The following is an 18,323-nucleotide window of genomic DNA, read 5'->3' as shown; positions in this document are numbered from 1 at the left end:
CCCGCAGATCACAAGGAGCGGACACATGCCCATCGCATCCCCCGAGATCTACAACGAGATGCTCGACCGGGCGAAGGCAGGCAAGTTCGCCTACCCGGCCATCAACGTGACCTCGACGCAGACGCTGCACGCCGCGCTGCGCGGTTTCGCCGAGGCCGAGAGCGACGGCATCATCCAGATCTCCACCGGCGGCGCCGAGTTCCTGGGCGGCCAGTACGACAAGGACATGGTGTCCGGCGCGGTCGCGCTGGCCGAGTTCGCGCACGTCGTGGCCAAGAAGTACCCGGTCAACATCGCGCTGCACACCGACCACTGCCCGAAGGACAAGCTCGACGGCTACGTCCGTCCGCTGCTCGCGATCTCCCAGGAGCGCGTGGCCGCCGGCCAGAACCCGCTGTTCCAGTCCCACATGTGGGACGGCTCCGCGGAGAAGCTGGACGAGAACCTGGCCATCGCGCAGGAGCTGCTCGCCGAGGCCGTGAAGGCGAAGATCATCCTCGAGGTCGAGATCACCCCGACCGGTGGCGAGGAGGACGGCGTCTCGCACGAGATCAACGACGAGCTGTACACCACCGTCGCCGACGTCGAGCGCACCGCCGAGGCCCTCGGCCTGGGCGAGAAGGGCCGCTACCTGCTGGCCGCCTCCTTCGGCAACGTCCACGGCGTCTACAAGCCGGGCAACGTCGTGCTCCGCCCGGAGCTGCTGCGCGAGCTCCAGGACGGCGTCGCCGCCAAGCACGGCAAGACCGACCCGTTCGACTTCGTCTTCCACGGCGGCTCCGGCTCCACGGAGGAGGAGATCCGCACCGCGCTGGAGAACGGCGTGGTGAAGATGAACCTCGACACCGACACCCAGTACGCCTTCACCCGCCCGATCGCGGACCACATGTTCCGCAACTACGACGGTGTGCTGAAGGTCGACGGCGAGGTCGGCGACAAGAAGACCTACGACCCGCGCAGCTGGGGCAAGCTGGCCGAGAAGAGCATGGCCGAGCGCGTCACCAAGGCGTGCGCGGACCTGCGCTCGACGGGCACCAAGCTCAAGTAGGGCCTGAGCTCACGTAGGCGCCTGGCCGGAGCCCACCGGCGCCCGGCCTTCGCACCGGCCGCGGGCCCGGTACCCCATGCGGGGTGCCGGGCCCGCGGCGTTCCGCCGCCGGGGTGGCCGCCCGGCCGCGAGGCGGGGACGATCGGGTCATGACCGAGTCCGCGCCGGCGGCGCCCGGTGCCATCCGGCTCGCCACGCCCGTGGGGCGCTGGGTGCTGTTCACCACCGTCCTCGGATCGAGCATGGCGCTGCTGGACAGCACCGTGGTCAACGTGGCGCTGCCGCGCATCGGAGCCGATCTGGGCGCCGGTCTCGCCGCGCTCCAGTGGACCGTGAACGCCTACATGCTCACGCTGGCCGCGCTGATCCTGCTCGGCGGGGCGCTCGGGGACCGGTTCGGGCGGCGGCGGGTCTTCGTCATCGGCGTGGTGTGGTTCGCGGTCGCCTCGCTGCTGTGCGGGGTGGCGCCGAACGCCGGCGTCCTCGTGGCCGCGCGCGCGTTCCAGGGCATCGGAGGGGCGCTGCTCACCCCCGGCTCGCTGGCACTGATCCAGTCCACCTTCCACCCCGACGACCGGGCGCGGGCGGTCGGCGTGTGGTCCGGCTTCGGCGGGGTCGGCGCGGCCGTCGGGCCGTTCGTCGGCGGCTGGCTGGTGGACGGGCCCGGCTGGCGCTGGGTGTTCCTGCTCAATGTGCCGCTGGCGGCCCTGTGCGTCCCCGTCGCGCTGCGGCACGTACCGGAGTCCCGGGACCCGCGGGCGCACGGGCGGTTCGACGTGCTGGGCGCGGCGCTGGGCGCGCTGGCGCTCGGCGCGGTGACATACGCGCTGATCGCGGCGCCGGAGCAGGGCGCCTCGGCCGCCGTGCTCGGCTCCGCGGTCGGCGGGCTGCTGCTGGCCGTCGTGTTCGCCGTGGTGGAACGGCGCCGGCCGGACCCCATGCTGCCGTTCGGGATCTTCACGTCCCGCCAGTTCAGCGCGGTCAACGCGGTCACCCTCTGCGTCTACGCGGCGTTCGGCGGCTTCTTCTTCCTCGTCGTGCTCCAGCTCCAGATCGTGGTGGGATACTCCGCGCTCGCCGCCGGTACCGCCCTGCTGCCCACCACGGTGCTGATGCTGCTGCTGTCCGCCCGCTCCGGCGAGCTGGGCCAGCGGATCGGCCCGCGCGTCCCGCTCACCGCCGGGCCGCTGCTGTGCGCGGCCGGGATGCTGATGATGATGCGCGTCGGCGAGGACGCGCTGTACTGGCGGGACGTGCTGCCCGCGCTGCTCGTGCTCGGGGCGGGCATGGTCACGCTGGTCGCCCCGCTCACCGCGACCGTGCTGGCCTCGGTGGACGTGGGCCGGGCGGGCCTGGCCAGCGGCATCAACAACGCGGCGGCGCGCGCGGCGGGGCTCCTCGCGGTCGGGGCGCTGCCGCTGCTGGCGGGCATGGACCCGGACGCGTACCGCTCGGCGGACCGCTTCGACGACGCCTTCCGGCGCGCGATGGCGCTGTGCGCGGTGCTGCTGGTGCTGGGCGCGCTGCTCGCCTGGCTGACGGTGCGGTCCGATGTGCTGGCGCCCGCGGCGGAGGGCGAGCCGCCGCACTGCCGGGCCGAGTGCCACACGCACTGCGCGGTGGCCGCGCCCCCGCTGGACCCGGGCGAGCCGGAGCCGGCGGTTCACCCGGGTGATCTTCCCCCGCCCCGCTCCTCCTCGTAGTCTCCCCGCCCTCCCCCTACGCCCTTGAGGGCGTGGGGGACCCCCACCTCCCCGTAAGCGCGAACGGAGTCGGCCGCCGTGGCGGGCGGTCCGGCAGACTGGGTCCCATGGCCATTCACGAGAACCTGCTCGGGGGACCGCCCCCGACCCACCTGCCCGACGACCCGGAGCCGCGCGAACTGCTCGCCTCCGGCGCGGCCCCCACCGAGGTCGCCGCGAAGTACCCGGCCTCGTCCCTCGCCTGGGCGCAGCTCGCCGACGAGGCCTTCGAGGCCGGGCGGGTCGTCGAGTCCTACGCGTACGCCCGCACCGGCTACCACCGCGGCCTGGACGCGCTGCGCCGCAGCGGCTGGAAGGGGCACGGCCCGGTGCCGTTCGAGCACGAGCCCAACCGCGGCTTCCTGCGGGCGCTGCACGCGCTCGCCCGCGCCGCCCAGGCGATCGGCGAGCAGGAGGAGTACGAGCGCTGCACGACCTTCCTGAGGGACAGCTCCCCGACCGCGGCGGACACCCTCTCCTGAGGCCGCATCCTCTCCTGAGGCGCATCCTCTCCTGAGGCACGCCGCGTAGGCGCGTCGTGCGCCTACGCGTCCGGCTTCCGGGCCTGCCTGTGCGGATACCGACCAGGCAGGCCCTTGCCGTACGCGCGCGGGCCGCGCATGATGCGCTCAGGACCCGGGCGATCTCGGGTCCTGAGGGGACCGGGGCTCCATCGCCGATGAGGAAGGAGCGGACCGCTACCCGGACGCTGTACCGAGGAGACAGTGATGTCGCAACATCACGACGCGTACCACGCCCAAGCCGCTGCCCAGCCGCAGCCCGGTTACGAGGCGGACCCGGACACCCCGAACCTGGACTTCCAGGGCACCACCCCCTACGAGGACTACGTGCAGGCGTCCGTCCTCACCCATCTCCAGCACCTCCGGTCGGACGACCCCGGCGAGATGGTCTTTCTGGTCACGACCCAGGTCATGGAGCTGTGGTTCACCGTCATCGTCCACGAGTGGGAGACCGCGGCGCGGGCGCTGCGCGAGGACGACCTGCCGACCGCGATGGCCGCGCTGCGGCGTTCCGGCTATGAGCTGGAGTCCCTGAACGACTCGTGGAAGCCGCTCGCGCATCTCACGCCCGGGCAGTTCAACGCCTACCGTTCCGCCCTCGGCGAGGGGTCCGGCTTCCAGTCCGCGATGTACCGGCGGCTGGAGTTCCTGCTGGGCGAGAAGTCCGCGTCCATGCTGGTGCCGCACCGGGGCTCGCCGCGGGTCCACGAGGAGCTGGAGAAGGCACTCGCCGAGCCCAGCCTCTACGACGAGGTGCTGGGCTTCCTCGCGCGCCGCGGCCGCGCGATCCCGCAGTCCGTGCTGGACCGCGACCTCACCCGGCGGTACGAGCCGGATCCGCTGGTCGAAGAGGTGTGGCAGCGGATCTACGCCGAGGCCGGGGCGGGCGACAGCGAGCTGGTCCGGCTCGGCGAGCAGCTGACCGAGGTCGCCGAGCTGGTGTGGCGCTGGCGCAACGACCACCTCGTCGCGACCCGGCGGGCGATGGGCGCCAAGACGGGCACCGGCGGCTCGGCGGGCGTGGCCTGGCTGGAGAAGCGCGCGGCGAAGAACGTCTTCCCCGAGCTGTGGACGGCGCGCAGCCATGTCTGAGCAGCTGGCCGCAGAGGCGGCGCGGCTCGATGCCGCAGACGAACTCGCCAAGATCCGCGACCGGTTCGCCCTCGACAGCGACACCGTCTACCTCGACGGCAACTCGCTGGGTGCCCTGCCGCACTCCGTCGCCCCCCGCCTCCAGGAGGTGATCACCCGCGAGTGGGGGCAGCTGCGCATCCGGTCCTGGGACGAGAGCGGCTGGTGGACCGCGCCCGAGCGCGTCGGCGACCGCGTCGGCCGCCTGATCGGGGCCGCGCCGGGCCAGGTCGTGGTCGGCGACTCGACGAGCGTGAACGTCTTCAAGGCCGTCGTGGCGGCGGTACGGATCGCCCAGGCGGGCGGCGAGGACGGCGCCGGGCCCACGGGCGGGGCGGTTGCCCCGGGCGGCGCGGTGTCCGTGCGCGGCGCGGGTGACGTGGATGGCCGGAACGGCGGCGTCACACCGCCGGGCGTCCCGGGCGACGTGCCCGCCCGGGACGAGATCCTGGTCGACGCCACCACCTTCCCCACCGACGGCTACATCGCGCGGTCCGCGGCCCGGCTGACCGGCTGCACCCTGCGGCCCGTCCCGCCGGGCGAGATCGCGTCGGCCGCCGGGCCCCGCACCGCCGTCGCGCTCGTCAACCACGTCGACTACCGCACCGGACGGCTGCACGATCTGCCCGGCATCACGGCCGCCGTGCACGCGGCCGGTGCGCGCGTGGTGTGGGACCTGTGCCACAGCGCGGGCGCGCTGCCGGTCGGGCTGGACGCGCACGGCGTCGACTTCGCGGTCGGCTGCACGTACAAGTACCTCAACGGCGGGCCCGGCTCGCCCGCGTATCTGTACGTGGCCCGGGACCTCCAGCCCCGCTTCGACTCCCCGCTGCCCGGCTGGAACTCGCACGCCGACCCGTTCGGCATGGAGGCCGACTTCACCCCGGCCGACGGCGCGGCCCGCGGCCGGGTCGGCACCCCCGACATCCTGTCGCTGCTCGCGCTCGACGCGGCGCTCGACGTCTGGGACGGCGTGGAGATCGAGGACGTCCGCGCGAAGAGCCTGGCCCTGACCGACTTCTTCCTGCGCTGCGTCGGGCGGTACGTCCCCGCGGGCCGGGTCGCCTCGGTCACCCCCACCGCGCACGGCGAGCGCGGCAGCCAGGTATCGCTGCGCTGCTCCGACGCCGGCGCGGTGATGACCGAGCTCATACGGCGCGGCGTCGTGGGCGACTTCCGCCGCCCCGACGTGCTGCGCTTCGGCTTCACCCCGCTGTATACGGGCTTCGCCGACGCCGAGCGCGCGGCCCGGGTACTCGCCGAGGTGCTGAGCGAGGGCACCGGGACGTCCGAGGGGGTGTCCTAGCACGTGACGGTGCGAGGGCAGGTGGACGGCGCGCTGCCGAGCGGCCCTGGCGGGCCGAGCGGACCCGGCGGGCCGGACGCGGTCGGCGGCCTCGACCCCGCGCGGCGGGCCGCCGCCGAGGAGGAGTCCGCCTTCGGGCACGCGTACGTCGCCCCGGATGTCTCCGCCGCATACGGCGAACACCCGGACCAGGTCGTCGACTTCTACCTGCCCCGCACCGGGCCCGCCGGGCGGGCGGGCCTGCCTGGTGCTGGGCTCGCCGGGGGCGCGGGCCTGCCTGGTGCCGGGCTCGCCGGGCGGGCGGGCCTGCCTGGTGCCGGGCTCACCGAGCCGCCGGATCTGCCCGGCACCCCGCCCGGCGGGCTGCCGGATATGTCCCGCACCCCGCCCGGTGGGCCGTCCGACCTGCCCCGTCCCGAGGCGGCCTCCTCCGAGGCGGCCGCCGGTCCGGCCCCCGACGTGTCCTGCGCTGACGAGGCCACCGGACCCGCGCCGCTCGTCGTGCTGTTCCACGGCGGTGCCTGGCGGGCGCGCTACGACCGGTGGCATCTGTCGCCGCTCGCCGCGTTCCTCGCCGGGCGCGGCTTCGCCGTCGCGTCCGTGGAATACCGGCGCGGCGGCGAGGAACGCGCCGAGGCGGCGGCCGACGGCGCCCCGAAGGGCCGTCAGGAAGCGGCGGACAGCGCGCCGGACGTGCCGCCGCCCGCCGGACGGTGGCCGGAGACGTTCGACGACATCGCCGCCGCCGTGGACGCGCTGCCCGAGCTCGTACGCACCCGGATCCCGGGCCGCGCCGACCCCGACCGCATCGTGCTCTGCGGGCACTCCGCGGGCGGGCACGCCGCGCTGTGGGCGGCCGCGCGCCATCGACTGCCGACCGGCTCGCGTTGGCATCTCCCCTCGCCTCCCCCCGTTCTCGGTGTGGTCGCGCTGGCCCCCATCGCCGACTTCCGCACCGCGCGGGACCTGCGTGTGTGCTCCGACGCCGTCGACGAACTGCTCGGCGGGGCGCAGCACATGCGGGCACGGTCGCCTCACGCCGACCCCGCCGCGCTGCTCCCCACCGGTATCGCCACCACCATCGTGCAGGGCGCCACTGACATCGACGTTCCACCGCAGGTCGCGGAGGCGTTCGCGGCCGCCGCGACGCGGTCCGGACAGCCGGTCCGGCTCACTCTGCTCGCCCAGACGGGCCACTTCCCGCTGATCGACCCGGCCGCGCCCGCCGCCGACACGGTCGCGGCGGAACTCGCCCGCGTCACGGGACCGGGTCTGCCCGGCCATTGACGCCCGGGCCCGGGCCCGGGGGCGAGGATCTGCCTTCGAGCCCCGAGCCCCGAGAGCCCCGAGCCCCGGGTTGAGGGACGCGTTCGCTACGGCTCCCGCACGCCCCGCTCCCGTACGCTCCCGGCATGACCACAGTCGCAGGGTTCGACCCATGGAGCCGGTCCTTCGTCGCCGACCCCTACCCCGTGTACGCGAGTCTGCGCGAGGCCGGCCGCGCCCACTACTTCGCGCCCACCAACCAATGGCTGATCCCGCATCACGACGACGTCAGCGCCCTGCTGCGCGACCGCCGTCTGGGCCGTACGTACCGGCACCGGTTCACCCACGAGGAGTTCGGCCGGCCCGCGCCCCCGCCCGCGCACGGTCCGTTCCACACGCTCAACGACAACGGGCTGCTGGACCTGGAGCCGCCCGACCACACCCGTATCCGGCGCCTGGTCTCCCAGGCGTTCACCCCGCGTACGGTCGAGCGGCTCGCGCCGACGATCGAGCGGCTGGCGGGCGAGCTGGTGGACGGGCTGCTCGCCGAGGGCGGCGGCGACCTGATAGCGGCCGTCGCCGAGCCGCTGCCGGTGGCGGTGATCGCCGAGATGCTGGGCATTCCGGAGGCGGACCGCGGGCAGCTGCGCCCGTGGTCGGCGGACATCTGCGGCATGTACGAGCTGAATCCCGGCGAGGAGACGGCCGCGCGTGCGGTCCGCGCCTCGCTGGAGTTCTCCGCGTATCTGCGGGAGCTGATCGCGGCCCGCCGGAAGAACCCCGGCGAGGACCTGATCAGCGCGATGATCGCGGCGTACGACGAGGGGGACCGGCTCTCCGAGCAGGAGATGGTCTCCACCTGCGTGACGCTGCTGAACGCCGGGCACGAGGCGACCGTCAACAGCACCGGCAACGGCTGGCTGACGCTCTTCCGCCATCCCGACCAGCTCGCCCGGCTGCGCGCCGAGCCGGACGGGCTGCTGCCGTCGGCGATCGAGGAGCTGCTGCGCTACGACACGCCGCTCCAGATGTTCGAACGGTGGGTGCTGGACGACATCGAGGTCGGGGGCACCGCGATCCCGCGCGGCAGCGAGGTCGCGCTGCTCTTCGGCTCGGCCAACCACGACCCGGCCCGGTTCGAGGACCCCGGCACGCTCGATCTCGGCCGCAAGGACAACCCGCACCTCAGCTTCGGCGCGGGCATCCACTACTGCCTGGGCGCGCCGCTGGCCCGGATCGAGCTCACGGCGTCCTTCGGCGCGCTGCTGCGGCACGCCCCCGATCTGCGGCTGGTCCGGGAGCCGGAGTGGAACCCCGGATACGTCATCCGGGGCCTGCGGGAGATGGTGGTCGAGGTCTGACCGGGCCTGTTTTCTTTGTCCACAGCCTGTGGACAAAGAAAACAGGATCCCGCCTGCGGTCGTCACACGCCCTACGCGTGCGGCAGCAGCAGTCGCCAGGCGTCCGCCATCACCGTCCACGTACGGGTCCGCACCGGGCCGCCGACCAGCGCGTCCGCCCGATAGCGGAAGTCCGGCCCGGAGACGGTGACCGTGCGGGCGCGGGCGTGCAACGGGGTGTCCGCACCATGTGCGTGGACGACGATCTCGGCCAGTCCCCCGCCCGGCGCCGACACCGAGATCCGCCGCACCGGCCGGTCCAGGTCCACCAGCAGCGCGCCGTCCGCCTCCAGCCGCAGCCGCAGCGCGGGCGGCTGGACCCGGCGCCCGCGCTGCGAGCCGCCGCCCAAGCCGGGCACCGGCAAGGTGAGCAGCGCGAGTGCCGTTCGCGCTGTCCGCGCGGCGGGGGTCCACCACGGGTGGTGCCGATCGGATCCCAGGGACGCCGCGGGCTCCAGGGCCCCCGAAGGCCCATCGGACTCCGTAGATCCCTCACGGCCAGACCTACCAGACCCACCAGACCCGCCAGGTCCGCCAGACCCACCAGACCCGCCAGATCCCTCCGCCCGCTCGAATCCCTCAGCCCCCTCGAACTCCGAAGAGCAGGGAGTCCCCGAACCGGGCGCGGCCCCCGGTTCGCCCCGGCCGCCTGCCGTGCCCGGTTCGCCCCGGACGGAGCCGTACGCCTCACCGGCCGCGTCCGCTTCCTCACCGGCCCCATGGGCCGCACGCGCCTCGCCACACGGCTCATGCGCCTCACGCGTCTCATGCGTCTCGTACGGCGCATACGGCTCGTACCCCCCGTACGTACCGTGCTCGCCGCCACCCGAGGGAATCCGCAGCCCGCCCAGCACCACTCCGTCGCTGTCGTCGGCCAGCAGGTCCAGCCGCCGCTCGCGGCCGTCGAGGACCGTCCGCGCCGCCGCGACCGCCCCGGTCGGCACGCCCAGCGAGCGGGCCAGCCCGACCGACGCCGCGGTGCCCACCGGCACCATGGACAGCGGCGTGTCGGCCAGCTCACGCTGCCGGTGCAGCAGCCGCACCACATGCAGCAGCGCGCGGTCGTCCCCCACCACGACGGGCCGCCGACTGCCCCGGCGGGCGAGCGCCCGCGCGACCTCCTCCGGCCCGTCCGGCAGGCAGATTTTCGCCTGCGCGCCCGCACACAGCACATCTTTCGCGATGCGCACGGATTCGCCGTCCGTCTGCCGCGCGGCCGGGTCAATGATCACCAGCAGCGGGCGCTCCCGGACGTCCACGGGAAAATCTCCGGCGAGGTCTGGAGCCGACACCTTCGTCCTTCCTCAGGTAATCTCTCGGTGCAAGAGCCCCTGTCGCTGTTGCGCCAGGGGCTTCGTCTATCCGGGGCACCGGTTCGACGGCTCTGCGCTGGCACATGCCACCGCGCACGTTGGACATGCCCCGCCCGGAAGGGGTGTACGCCTGTGCCCGCACTTGTGCTGCTCGGTGCTCAGTGGGGTGACGAGGGCAAGGGGAAGGCCACTGACCTGCTCGGTGGCTCGGTTGACTACGTGGTGCGCTACCAGGGGGCAACAACGCCGGCCACACGGTCGTCGTCGGTGACCAGAAGTACGCGCTTCACCTCCTCCCCTCCGGAATCCTCTCCCCGGGGTGCACCCCGGTCATCGGCAACGGCGTCGTCGTCGACCCGGCGGTCCTGCTCTCCGAGCTGAGCGGACTCAACGAGCGCGGCGTCGACACGTCCAAGCTGCTGATCAGTGGTAACGCGCATCTGATCACGCCGTACCACACGACCGTCGACAAGGTGACGGAACGCTTCCTCGGCAAGCGGAAGATCGGCACCACCGGGCGCGGCATCGGCCCGACGTACGCCGACAAGATCAACCGAGTCGGCATCCGCGTCCAGGACATCTTCGACGAGTCGATCCTCCAGCAGAAGGTGGAGGCGGCCCTCGATTTCAAGAACCAGGTGCTCGCCAAGCTCTACAACCGTCGTGCGATCACCGCCGACCAGGTCGTCGAGGAGCTGCTGGGCTACGCGGACAAGATCCGCGGCTACGTCTGCGACACCACCCTGGTCCTCAACAACGCCATCGACGAGGGCAAGGTCGTCCTCTTCGAGGGCGGCCAGGGCACGCTGCTCGACGTCGACCACGGCACGTACCCCTTCGTCACCTCCTCCAACCCGACCGCGGGCGGCGCCTGCACCGGCGCGGGCGTGGGCCCGACGAAGATCAGCCGCGTCATCGGCATCCTCAAGGCGTACACCACGCGCGTGGGGGCGGGTCCGTTCCCGACGGAGCTGTTCGACGAGGACGGCGAGAAGCTGCGCACCATCGGCCACGAGCGCGGCGTGACCACCGGCCGCGACCGCCGCTGCGGCTGGTTCGACGCGGTCATCGCCCGCTACGCGACCCGGGTCAACGGCCTCACCGACTTCTTCCTCACCAAGCTGGACGTGCTGACCGGCTGGGAGCAGATCCCGGTGTGCGTCGCGTACGAGATCGACGGCAAGCGGGTCGAGGAGCTGCCCTACAGCCAGACCGACTTCCACCACGCGAAGCCGATCTACGAGATGCTGCCGGGCTGGTCCGAGGACATCAGCAAGGCGAAGACCTTCGCCGACCTGCCGAAGAACGCCCAGGCGTACGTGAAGGCGCTGGAGGAGATGTCCGGCGCGCCGATCTCGGCGATCGGCGTGGGCCCGGGCCGCGACGAGACGATCGAGATCAACTCGTTCCTGTAAGGGGTCGCCCCCTCGGGGGCACCCCCCCCCGTGGCCCCCGTGCCATTGCCGTGGTCGGCGAGCATCGCGCTCGCCGACCACGGCGCGTTTGTGCGCGGCTACGCTGGTGCGCCATGAGGGAGGGAGCCTGATGGCGGCGAGGAGGCAGACGACGGAGCGGCAGCGGCGGCTCGGTACAGAGTTGCGGCGGATGCGCGAGCAGGTGGGGATGTCGCTGGGGGAGGCCGCGGCGATACACCGTGTGGACAAGCCCACCGTCAGCAGCGTGGAGTCCGCTCGGGTCGGTGTCAGCGCGGACCGGGTACGGATCTGGGCCGCCAACTACTCCTGTCCCGACCAGGGGTACGTCGACGCGCTCGCGGAGATGGCCAGGGAGCGCAGTACCAACTGGTGGGATGAGTACCGGGACACGCTCGTCGCGTCTCTGCTGGACTTGGCGGAGCTGGAACACCACGCCGTCGCGCTGCGGCATGTCCAGATCACGCACCTGCCGGGACTCCTGCAACGCGAGGACTATGCCCGCACCGTCTTCCAGGAAGCTGTGCCGCCTTGGGCGCCCGATGCCCTTGAGCGCGTCCTGGCGTTTCGGATGAGGCGCCGCGAGGTGCTTGACCGGATCCAGCCGCCCATGTGCACCTTCCTCGTGCACGAGGCATCACTGCGTATGGAGTTCGGCGGCAGGCAGATGATGAAGGCTCAGCTTGATCACCTGCTGAAGCAGTCCGACCGGGAGAACGTAACGATTCGCGTGGTGCCGTTCGCGGCTGGAGCATTTCCCAATGCGGGAAGCTCGACCGTCTACGCATGCGGTCCGGTTCGCCAGCTCGACACGGTGCAGATCGACATCCCTACGGGGACGACGTTCCTGCATGCGGTGACACATCTGGCGAACTACCGTGAGGTGCTGGATCGAATGGAGCAGCGTGCCCTTGGGGCCAGTGACTCACGGGACTTCATACGGCAAGTGCTGCAAGAGCTATGAAAGCGTGGGGAAGTGGATACTCACTGGCGTAAGTCGTCGTTCTCCGACCAGGTTGGCAACTGCGTCGAGCTCGCGTCGTGCGACGCCTGCGTCCTCGTGCGGGAGAGTGACGACCCTGGCGTGGTCGTTGAGGTCACACCGCAGCGACTGCGTACGTTCCTGGCTGCCGCCAAGGCAGGGGAGTTCGACCGCCTGGCCTAAGACGTGTCCGGTGGATCTTTCCCCTGACCCGCCCCTTCCCGTAACCAGGGGGCTTCGCCCCCTGGACCCCCCGGGGTCTGGGGTGCAAGCGCGCATGGTCGCCAACTGGCATATGCCAACCTGTCGTTGCTGTCGCGTCCATATTGGCGTGGAGCCTATATTGGTGCCATGTCCCCATGTGGGGACATGGCGAAGCCCCGGCGGTGTTGCAGCACCCCGGGGCATGGCCAACGCTTACCCAGAGGAGCGTCAACATGGCTCACGGTACCTGGCGTGCCGTAAAACGAACACTCGACCACGTCATCGCCTTGCTCTCCCCGCGCGCACGGCGGTGCCGCCACGAGACCGCGCCCCCGCCCGCGTACGACACCCCGCCGGTGATGTGGGCAGGACACGGCTACCCCACCGCCGCACCGTACGCGGAGGCGGCGTGATGGAAACCGGTACGCCGAACACATCGGGCACTGGCACCGCCCGCCTGTCGTTGCCGCCGGTCCGGCCGACCCCGGTCGACAACTGCGACGTGTGCACGGCCCTGGCCGTCCAGCGAGCCGAAGCGCGAAGTCGGGGCGACTACTCGGCCGAGACGGACTGCAACGTCGAGATCGCAGCGCACGCGGAAGGGCATTGCTGATGCCGATGCCCATGGATATATGGCGCGAGCGTTGGGACCGCGCCGACAGGACCGCCGCCGCGCTTCGGAACGCCCTCGCCACGCACGGCATCCCCGAGTCCGCTTACGGCTCCATCCGGCCGGTGGTCACGCACCAGGGCAGCGCGTACGTCGACCTCGGCATGCTCCGCGAGGACGCGGCGGCGAAGGTGGCCGCCGTGCTGAACCAGAAGGCGCACGCGGGGGAGGCCTAGGCGGTCGGCATCCCCGCCGGACTTCCCGCGGAGGGGAATACTCCCCGTAGGGGGCTGCTTCCGGAGAACCAGCCCCCTACGGGTCTAGCTATTCTTTCGACTCCAAAAATCGACCAACCGGGACAGCTCGGTTTCAGGAAAAGCCCACGGCCATCGCCGCTCAAAGTCCTTGGCATGACCCGTACCGAGGTCTACAAAGGCTTTGATGAAACCAGTAACTGCCAAATCCGTCGGCACCGCCGCGCCAAAAACCAAGGCACCTCGAACTGGCAGCCATGATTTTCCCGCGAGCCAGTCAGGATCGGCGAAAGAGTGTACGGCAATTCCGCAGCGTTCCTCAGTGATTCTACTGAGGTCGATAAAGTGCCCACCGGGCTCGAGTGGCCAGCGGCATGAAACGTCGGGAGTTCCCGATGCAAGGCAACAGACCGCATGGATCAGACTGGCCAGGGGGTCTACCCGCTCGATGGCCAGGTTGGTTGCCGAGATGCTCGCGGATGCTGTCTCTGTGGCCAGCCGCAGCACCAGACCGGGCCCCATCGAAAAGGTGACCGAGAACATGGACTCTCCATTGACGTGGCTCGGCACCCGGCGAGTCAGGATCAACCCGTGGTGATCCCGGCGTCATCGCTGGCGCACCGCGCCCAGTTGGCGTCGGAGGGGCCAGTATGGCTCCTCCCCATCTTGGTGTACGCCGTAAGGATGTCCTTGGACCTGTTGTCGAACAGGAAGGACGCCGTTCCGTAGTCGTTGGTGTAGGTCCGGAGGGTCGTTCCGGGGGTGTTCCCGTCCTTGTCATTGAACGTGGTGGCGATCCTGGATAGGCACTTCAAGAACTCTTTTCCGTACTTCTCGGTGTGCCCGTCCCCGCCGTGTCCGTCGGCGATGTGCAGTAGCCCCTTGGTCGGGTCCCCGCACTTGAGTCGGTATTTGTGGTCGGACGTCCACGACCCGACGACATCATAGGGGCCGATGTCGCCTTCCAGGCATGCGTTCACCTTCGAGTTCGGCGCTGCGCTGGCGGGCACTGCCGTGACCACGCTGAAGCCGCCCGCCAATATCGCCACACCCACGGCCGCCCTGGCGGCCGTAGCTATACGACTGTAGATGCGTGTTGAATGCATGCTGCGGCCGTAGCGGGCTGAGGTCAACTCTGGCAAGGGTAAATATCAAGCGGTATCGAGAGTCTCCGCCCTTTTCAATGAAGAGTGAACAGTTTAATCGAAGACCTCTAGTGGGATATTGCCGAAGTGGATTCTGTAATTCCTCAGCTCAACTGGTTCAGAGGTCAATCACGTACCCGCTCTGAACAGCGACTCACCAAACCACCGCCACCGCTGCCATCGAACGCGCGCCTTCACTGTGGCGGTCTTCTCGTGCGGGGCTAGGGAGTTTCGTTTGGATCAAGGTGGGGGCGAGTGATGGCGGTCGTTTCCGGGTGGCAGTGTGGGGCGATGCAACCCTGGATCCCATCCACCGAGAACGACCTGCGGCATCTGCTCAATGAGTGGGATCCGATCGGCGTCGCCGACGACGTGCAGGACGAGTACGACTGCATGCTCGCCCCTTTGCTCCAGCGGCTCCGTGGTGGCGCCAGCCAGACGGAGATCGGTGAGTTCCTGCGGCACGAGCTGGAGGATCACTTCGGGCTTGATCCTTTGGGCCTGCGGCCCGAAGCGATGGCCGCCCGAGTGATTGCCTGGTGGACGTCCGCCGGCCCGGCCGATGGCACTGGCCGCACGTAGCCGCTCCCTCCAGATCGTCTGATCGTTGGTCCAGGTGTGCCGTTGACTGACGCGCAGTGGGTGCGGATCGAGCCGTTACTCCCAGATCGGACACCGAAGAGGGGTGGCCGGTGGAGGGACCACCGAGAGGTGATCGACGCGATCGCCTGGAAGTTTCAGACGGGATCGCAGTGGGTCCATTTGCCGGAGAAGTACGGCAGTTGGCGGGGCGTCTACAACCGGCTGCGGATGTGGTCCATCGACGGCACGTGGGAGCGGGTGTTTACTGCGCTGATCGCGCAGGCCGACGCCGACGAAGACCTCAAATGGGCCGTCTCGGTGGACTCCACAATCGTGCGCGCGCACCAGCACGCGGCCGGGGCCCGCAAAAGGGGGCCCCGGTTGGCGAACCGGCAGATCACGCCATCGGCCGGTCCCGCGGCGGACTGACCACGAAGATCCACCTCGCCTCCGATGCCCACTGCCGGCCGCTGGCCTTCGTCCTCACCGCTGGACAGGCCGGCGACGCGCCTGCCTTCGCGCACGTAATGGCCCGCCTGCGCGTTCCTCGACGGCGAGGGCGGCCCCGCACCAGGCCGGACGTGGTCCTGGCCGACAAGGCGTATTCCTCCCGCGCGATTCGCGAGCACCTGCGCAAGCGCAGTATCCGGGCGGTTACCCCCGTTCCAGCCGATCAACGCGGCTACCGCCTGCGGCGCGGCAGCCGGGGCGGCAGGCCGCCCGCCTTCGACCGCGAGGCATACAAGCAGCGCAATACCGTCGAACGCTGCATCAACCGCTTGAAACAGTGGCGGGGCATCGCCACCCGCTACGAGAAGACCGCGACCCTCTACCTGGCCGGACTACACATCGCGGGCATCTTTCTCTGGTCTGCCCGGTGATCCAAACGAAACGGCCTAGCGGTCACCCGGGCCGAGGCGGCCGCCCCGCCTCGGCCCGCAGCGGTTCACTCACAGGAGTGAACCGCTGCGGAATGTGCCCAGACCGCCGATTGCCGGGCGACGCTGGCCTTCACCTGGAAGGGAGTGCGGTATGACGGCCAGAGCCGAGCGCACATCGCACATGCTGGTGGAGGACTTCGAGCAGATCGCCTCCGCCGCGCCCAAGACCGTCACGTTGGAGTTCATCAACGGGCGCATCGAGGAGAAGTGCGCGGCGGATGGGGATCACGAGACGATCGTCATGTGGCTGCTCAGGCAGTGCATGCAAGCCCGTCCCGAGTTCGATCTGCATACCGGCCAAGGGCTGAAGGTCGGGGCGTACCGCAACGGCCGGGCTCGGCCGGACGGCTCGCTGGCACCTGTCGCGCACTTCGCCGGACAGGGCGACTGGGCTGAGCCCGACGGCGTACTGATGACCGTCGAGGTCACCTCGTACGACAGGGACACCGATCGCCGCGACCGAAACGAGAAGCCCGCCGCCTACGCCGCCGCGGGGATCCCCGTCTACCTCCTCATCGACCGCGACGCCTGCGCAGTCGTCGTACACACCAATCCCCACCCCGAGAGGGGCTGTTACCTCGACATCCACAAGGCGCCGTTCGGTGAGCAGGTCGCCATCCCGGACCCCGTCGGGATCACCCTGGACACCGAGGTCCTGAAGAACTACGTCCGCTGACGCCGCGCGTGGGCGGCGGCCTGGTGAGCCCGGGTCGCCACCGTGCTTCGGAGGCGAAGACGGCCGCCGTGCTGGGCTCGGGTCACTGCGGATAGCGGACCACCAGCAGAGCCTCGACGTCTTCGGACGGTGCCTGATACAGGTGCGGGACGTCGGCGGGCCAACTGCCGTGCTCGCCGGGGCCGATCAGGACGGGGGCGGAGAGTTCGCCGATGCGGGCAGTTCCGCTGAGGATGACAATGTGCTCTGTGGTGCCGGGTGTGTGTGCGGCGGACTCCTGTGCCGCTCCCGCTCGGATGCGGACCCGGTACGTTTCGGTGATCGCGGTGGTGTCCTCGAATCGGTCGATGAGGACCGCGTCCACGGCTCGCCCCGAGATTTCGGCGCGGAGAGCGGGGGCGTGCAAGGCCGTGCTGAGGGGCACCTTCAGCGCCGTCGTGACGGCGTAGAGGGTTTCCAACGTGGGGTTGCGCCGTCCGCTCTCCAGCTCGGACAGCGTCCCCTTGCCGATCTTCGACCTGCGTGCCACCTCGGACAGGGACAGGCCCCGCGCCTCGCGCAGCTCCCGCAGGCGCAAGCCCACTTGGGTGGCCAGGTTCATGCTGTTCCTTCGCTCTTCTTCTCGTCGCGTGATGTCCGGTTGATCCGGCGCCCCACGCGATCTACTGTTCCATATGCAGAACGTTCCGTATATGGAACGCGAGGGGCGCGAGGAAAGGAGCGGCATGGCATCACCGGAGGGCGTCGGCACGTCTCTGCCCGCCCGCAGCGAACAGGTGGCGCGGGCCCTTGCCATGGCCGGTGTCCCGGGGCAGGTGCGCCTGCTGGCGGAATCGGCGCGTACCGCCGCCGAGGCGGCCTCGGCCCTGGGGTGCGACGTGGGCGCGATCGCCAACAGCCTCGTCTTCATCTCCGACGACGAGCCCGTGCTGGTCCTCACCAGCGGTCGCCACAAGGTGGACACCACGGCACTCGCCGCCCGATGGGGACGCGGCACGCTCCGCCGCGCCACTCCGGAGCAGGTGCGTGAAGCCACCGGGCAGGCGATCGGAGGCGTCGCGCCGGTCGCCCATCCTCGGGTGCTTCCCGCGGTGGTCGATGAAGCCCTGACCGACTACCCCCAGGTCTGGGCCGCCGCAGGCACGCCCCACACGGTCTTCCCCACCACCGCCAAGGAACTCGTCCGTCTCACCGGCGGACTCCTGCTGCCGGTCTGCCTCTGACGGAGCGCAGGCGGGAGAGGACAGCCGACATCACCGGAAGGGATCTCATGGAACACGAGCTGCGCACGGTCGTCGTGCTCAACAAGAAGCTCGACCCCGGGCGCATGCTGAACGTCACCGGGCACTTGGTGCTGGCCCTGGCTATGGGAATGCCCGAGGCGGACCGTCTCCGCCCGCGCACCTACGTGGACGCCGACGGAGGCGTACACCCGGCGATCTCCCACCACCCGGTCATCGTCTTGCAGGCCAAGAACTCCAACGCCCTGCGGACTCTGCGCTCCAACCTGCGTGAAGAGGGAATCTTCTGCACCGACTTCACACACACGATGGTCGACGGAGGAACCGAGGTGCAGATGGAGACGACCGGTGCGAGTCCGGAGGCGGAGCTTGAGTACTACGGAGTGTGCTGCTTCGGAAGCCGGGCGCAGCTCGACCCCATGACCCGGAAGTTCAGTCTGGTGAGAGGAAAGACAGCGTCCGATTCCGGTTTGTCGTGAGCACTGCCAGCATGTGACGATCAAGCTTTCTCGCATGCCGTGACAGGGG

General features: G+C 70.6%; 20 protein-coding genes and 3 pseudogenes. 19 read left to right on the top strand and 4 right to left on the bottom strand.

Annotated features, from left to right (window positions below; all coding sequences use genetic code 11):
* Window positions 1-25: 25 nt before the first annotated feature.
* The 8 genes and pseudogenes from fbaA to Q3Y56_RS16250 all read left to right on the top strand — a co-directional run bounded on the left by fbaA (window position 26) and on the right by Q3Y56_RS16250 (window position 8,375).
* On the top strand, window positions 26-1,048 hold the full coding sequence (fbaA, locus tag Q3Y56_RS16285; RefSeq protein ID WP_304462637.1) for a class II fructose-bisphosphate aldolase: 1,023 nt from the start codon (window positions 26-28) through the stop codon (window positions 1,046-1,048).
* Between the two features lie 149 nt (window positions 1,049-1,197).
* Window positions 1,198-2,751, top strand: coding sequence for an MFS transporter (locus Q3Y56_RS16280; protein ID WP_304462636.1), 1,554 nt, complete (start codon window positions 1,198-1,200; stop codon window positions 2,749-2,751).
* 107 nt (window positions 2,752-2,858) lie between these two features.
* Window positions 2,859-3,272, top strand: a complete 414-nt coding sequence (locus Q3Y56_RS16275) for a DUF3151 domain-containing protein (RefSeq protein ID WP_304462635.1) — start codon at window positions 2,859-2,861, stop codon at window positions 3,270-3,272.
* A gap of 246 nt (window positions 3,273-3,518) precedes the next feature.
* A complete protein-coding gene (locus Q3Y56_RS16270; RefSeq protein WP_304462634.1) occupies window positions 3,519-4,403 on the top strand; it encodes a tryptophan 2,3-dioxygenase family protein in 885 nt (294 codons plus the stop codon).
* Window positions 4,396-5,748, top strand: a complete 1,353-nt coding sequence (locus Q3Y56_RS16265; RefSeq protein ID WP_304462633.1) for a kynureninase — start codon at window positions 4,396-4,398, stop codon at window positions 5,746-5,748. Before Q3Y56_RS16270 ends, Q3Y56_RS16265 begins: the two co-directional genes overlap by 8 nt.
* A gap of 33 nt (window positions 5,749-5,781) precedes the next feature.
* Window positions 5,782-5,964: pseudogene (locus Q3Y56_RS16260) on the top strand (hypothetical protein); the annotation flags it as partial.
* A 189-nt stretch (window positions 5,965-6,153) separates the two neighbouring features.
* Window positions 6,154-7,035: a S9 family peptidase gene (locus Q3Y56_RS16255; protein ID WP_304465640.1), complete on the top strand. Its 882-nt coding sequence runs from the start codon at window positions 6,154-6,156 to the stop codon at window positions 7,033-7,035.
* Window positions 7,036-7,160: 125 nt separating this feature from the next.
* On the top strand, window positions 7,161-8,375 hold the full coding sequence (locus Q3Y56_RS16250; protein WP_304462632.1) for a cytochrome P450: 1,215 nt from the start codon (window positions 7,161-7,163) through the stop codon (window positions 8,373-8,375).
* A 71-nt stretch (window positions 8,376-8,446) separates the two neighbouring features.
* Here Q3Y56_RS16250 and Q3Y56_RS16245 read toward each other — a convergent pair whose 3' ends face one another.
* Window positions 8,447-9,706, bottom strand: coding sequence for a diacylglycerol kinase family protein (locus Q3Y56_RS16245; RefSeq protein ID WP_304462631.1), 1,260 nt, complete (start codon window positions 9,704-9,706; stop codon window positions 8,447-8,449).
* A 153-nt stretch (window positions 9,707-9,859) separates the two neighbouring features.
* Between Q3Y56_RS16245 and Q3Y56_RS16240 the strand changes: the two are divergent.
* The 6 genes and pseudogenes from Q3Y56_RS16240 (at window position 9,860) to Q3Y56_RS16215 (ending at window position 13,192) form a co-directional block, all read left to right on the top strand.
* Window positions 9,860-11,142: pseudogene (locus Q3Y56_RS16240) on the top strand (adenylosuccinate synthase).
* Window positions 11,143-11,272: 130 nt separating this feature from the next.
* Window positions 11,273-12,124 carry a helix-turn-helix transcriptional regulator gene (locus Q3Y56_RS16235; RefSeq protein WP_304462630.1) on the top strand — a complete coding sequence of 284 codons (852 nt, stop codon included), beginning with the start codon at window positions 11,273-11,275 and terminating at the stop codon, window positions 12,122-12,124.
* 12 nt (window positions 12,125-12,136) lie between these two features.
* A complete protein-coding gene (locus tag Q3Y56_RS16230) occupies window positions 12,137-12,325 on the top strand; it encodes a DUF397 domain-containing protein (protein WP_304462629.1) in 189 nt (62 codons plus the stop codon).
* Between the two features lie 254 nt (window positions 12,326-12,579).
* On the top strand, window positions 12,580-12,759 hold the full coding sequence (locus Q3Y56_RS16225) for a hypothetical protein (RefSeq protein WP_304462628.1): 180 nt from the start codon (window positions 12,580-12,582) through the stop codon (window positions 12,757-12,759).
* Window positions 12,759-12,959, top strand: a complete 201-nt coding sequence (locus Q3Y56_RS16220) for a hypothetical protein (RefSeq protein WP_304462627.1) — start codon at window positions 12,759-12,761, stop codon at window positions 12,957-12,959. The genes Q3Y56_RS16225 and Q3Y56_RS16220 overlap by 1 nt, the downstream gene beginning before the upstream one ends.
* A complete protein-coding gene (locus Q3Y56_RS16215) occupies window positions 12,959-13,192 on the top strand; it encodes a hypothetical protein (RefSeq protein WP_304462626.1) in 234 nt (77 codons plus the stop codon). The genes Q3Y56_RS16220 and Q3Y56_RS16215 overlap by 1 nt, the downstream gene beginning before the upstream one ends.
* An 84-nt stretch (window positions 13,193-13,276) precedes the next feature.
* Here Q3Y56_RS16215 and Q3Y56_RS16210 read toward each other — a convergent pair whose 3' ends face one another.
* The gene (locus tag Q3Y56_RS16210) at window positions 13,277-13,753 is read right to left on the bottom strand and encodes a hypothetical protein (RefSeq protein WP_304462625.1); all 477 of its coding nucleotides are present in this window, start codon (window positions 13,751-13,753) and stop codon (window positions 13,277-13,279) included.
* A 41-nt stretch (window positions 13,754-13,794) separates the two neighbouring features.
* Window positions 13,795-14,316, bottom strand: a complete 522-nt coding sequence (locus tag Q3Y56_RS16205; RefSeq protein ID WP_304462624.1) for a hypothetical protein — start codon at window positions 14,314-14,316, stop codon at window positions 13,795-13,797.
* A gap of 297 nt (window positions 14,317-14,613) precedes the next feature.
* Here Q3Y56_RS16205 and Q3Y56_RS16200 point away from each other — a divergent pair, with 297 nt between their 5' ends.
* From Q3Y56_RS16200 to Q3Y56_RS16190, 3 genes and pseudogenes are all read left to right on the top strand, one after another.
* Complete coding sequence (locus tag Q3Y56_RS16200; RefSeq protein WP_304462623.1) at window positions 14,614-14,937, top strand: hypothetical protein; 324 nt, start codon at window positions 14,614-14,616, stop codon at window positions 14,935-14,937.
* Window positions 14,938-14,958: 21 nt separating this feature from the next.
* A pseudogene (locus Q3Y56_RS16195) lies at window positions 14,959-15,818 on the top strand (IS5 family transposase).
* A 151-nt stretch (window positions 15,819-15,969) separates the two neighbouring features.
* A complete protein-coding gene (locus tag Q3Y56_RS16190; protein ID WP_304462622.1) occupies window positions 15,970-16,554 on the top strand; it encodes a Uma2 family endonuclease in 585 nt (194 codons plus the stop codon).
* Between the two features lie 82 nt (window positions 16,555-16,636).
* Here Q3Y56_RS16190 and Q3Y56_RS16185 read toward each other — a convergent pair whose 3' ends face one another.
* Entirely contained in the window at window positions 16,637-17,155 is a 519-nt protein-coding gene (locus tag Q3Y56_RS16185) for a helix-turn-helix domain-containing protein (protein WP_304462621.1), read from the bottom strand.
* Between the two features lie 124 nt (window positions 17,156-17,279).
* Here Q3Y56_RS16185 and Q3Y56_RS16180 point away from each other — a divergent pair, with 124 nt between their 5' ends.
* Both Q3Y56_RS16180 and Q3Y56_RS16175 read left to right on the top strand, forming a co-directional pair.
* A complete protein-coding gene (locus Q3Y56_RS16180) occupies window positions 17,280-17,777 on the top strand; it encodes a YbaK/EbsC family protein (protein ID WP_304462620.1) in 498 nt (165 codons plus the stop codon).
* A 47-nt stretch (window positions 17,778-17,824) separates the two neighbouring features.
* Complete coding sequence (locus tag Q3Y56_RS16175; RefSeq protein ID WP_304462619.1) at window positions 17,825-18,274, top strand: DUF2000 domain-containing protein; 450 nt, start codon at window positions 17,825-17,827, stop codon at window positions 18,272-18,274.
* The last annotated feature ends 49 nt before the right edge of the window (window positions 18,275-18,323 follow it).

It is taken from the genome of Streptomyces sp. XD-27 (assembly GCF_030553055.1).
Lineage (GTDB): Bacteria > Actinomycetota > Actinomycetes > Streptomycetales > Streptomycetaceae > Streptomyces.
Note: the sequence above shows the minus strand (reverse complement) of the source record. Positions and strands in the feature narration are given on the sequence as shown.

What these genes read in the sequence shown, in the direction of transcription:
- fbaA (WP_304462637.1), top strand. Translation starts at nt 26, where the DNA reads ATGCCCATCGCATCCCCCGAGATCTACAACGAGATGCTCGACCGGGCG.
- Q3Y56_RS16280 (WP_304462636.1), top strand. Translation starts at nt 1,198, where the DNA reads ATGACCGAGTCCGCGCCGGCGGCGCCCGGTGCCATCCGGCTCGCCACG.
- Q3Y56_RS16275 (WP_304462635.1), top strand. Translation starts at nt 2,859, where the DNA reads ATGGCCATTCACGAGAACCTGCTCGGGGGACCGCCCCCGACCCACCTG.
- Q3Y56_RS16270 (WP_304462634.1), top strand. Translation starts at nt 3,519, where the DNA reads ATGTCGCAACATCACGACGCGTACCACGCCCAAGCCGCTGCCCAGCCG.
- Q3Y56_RS16265 (WP_304462633.1), top strand. Translation starts at nt 4,396, where the DNA reads ATGTCTGAGCAGCTGGCCGCAGAGGCGGCGCGGCTCGATGCCGCAGAC.
- Q3Y56_RS16250 (WP_304462632.1), top strand. Translation starts at nt 7,161, where the DNA reads ATGACCACAGTCGCAGGGTTCGACCCATGGAGCCGGTCCTTCGTCGCC.
- Q3Y56_RS16235 (WP_304462630.1), top strand. Translation starts at nt 11,273, where the DNA reads ATGGCGGCGAGGAGGCAGACGACGGAGCGGCAGCGGCGGCTCGGTACA.
- Q3Y56_RS16225 (WP_304462628.1), top strand. Translation starts at nt 12,580, where the DNA reads ATGGCTCACGGTACCTGGCGTGCCGTAAAACGAACACTCGACCACGTC.
- Q3Y56_RS16220 (WP_304462627.1), top strand. Translation starts at nt 12,759, where the DNA reads ATGGAAACCGGTACGCCGAACACATCGGGCACTGGCACCGCCCGCCTG.
- Q3Y56_RS16215 (WP_304462626.1), top strand. Translation starts at nt 12,959, where the DNA reads ATGCCGATGCCCATGGATATATGGCGCGAGCGTTGGGACCGCGCCGAC.
- Q3Y56_RS16210 (WP_304462625.1), bottom strand. Translation starts at nt 13,753, where the DNA reads ATGTTCTCGGTCACCTTTTCGATGGGGCCCGGTCTGGTGCTGCGGCTG.
- Q3Y56_RS16205 (WP_304462624.1), bottom strand. Translation starts at nt 14,316, where the DNA reads ATGCATTCAACACGCATCTACAGTCGTATAGCTACGGCCGCCAGGGCG.
- Q3Y56_RS16200 (WP_304462623.1), top strand. Translation starts at nt 14,614, where the DNA reads ATGGCGGTCGTTTCCGGGTGGCAGTGTGGGGCGATGCAACCCTGGATC.
- Q3Y56_RS16190 (WP_304462622.1), top strand. Translation starts at nt 15,970, where the DNA reads ATGACGGCCAGAGCCGAGCGCACATCGCACATGCTGGTGGAGGACTTC.
- Q3Y56_RS16185 (WP_304462621.1), bottom strand. Translation starts at nt 17,155, where the DNA reads ATGAACCTGGCCACCCAAGTGGGCTTGCGCCTGCGGGAGCTGCGCGAG.
- Q3Y56_RS16180 (WP_304462620.1), top strand. Translation starts at nt 17,280, where the DNA reads ATGGCATCACCGGAGGGCGTCGGCACGTCTCTGCCCGCCCGCAGCGAA.
- Q3Y56_RS16175 (WP_304462619.1), top strand. Translation starts at nt 17,825, where the DNA reads ATGGAACACGAGCTGCGCACGGTCGTCGTGCTCAACAAGAAGCTCGAC.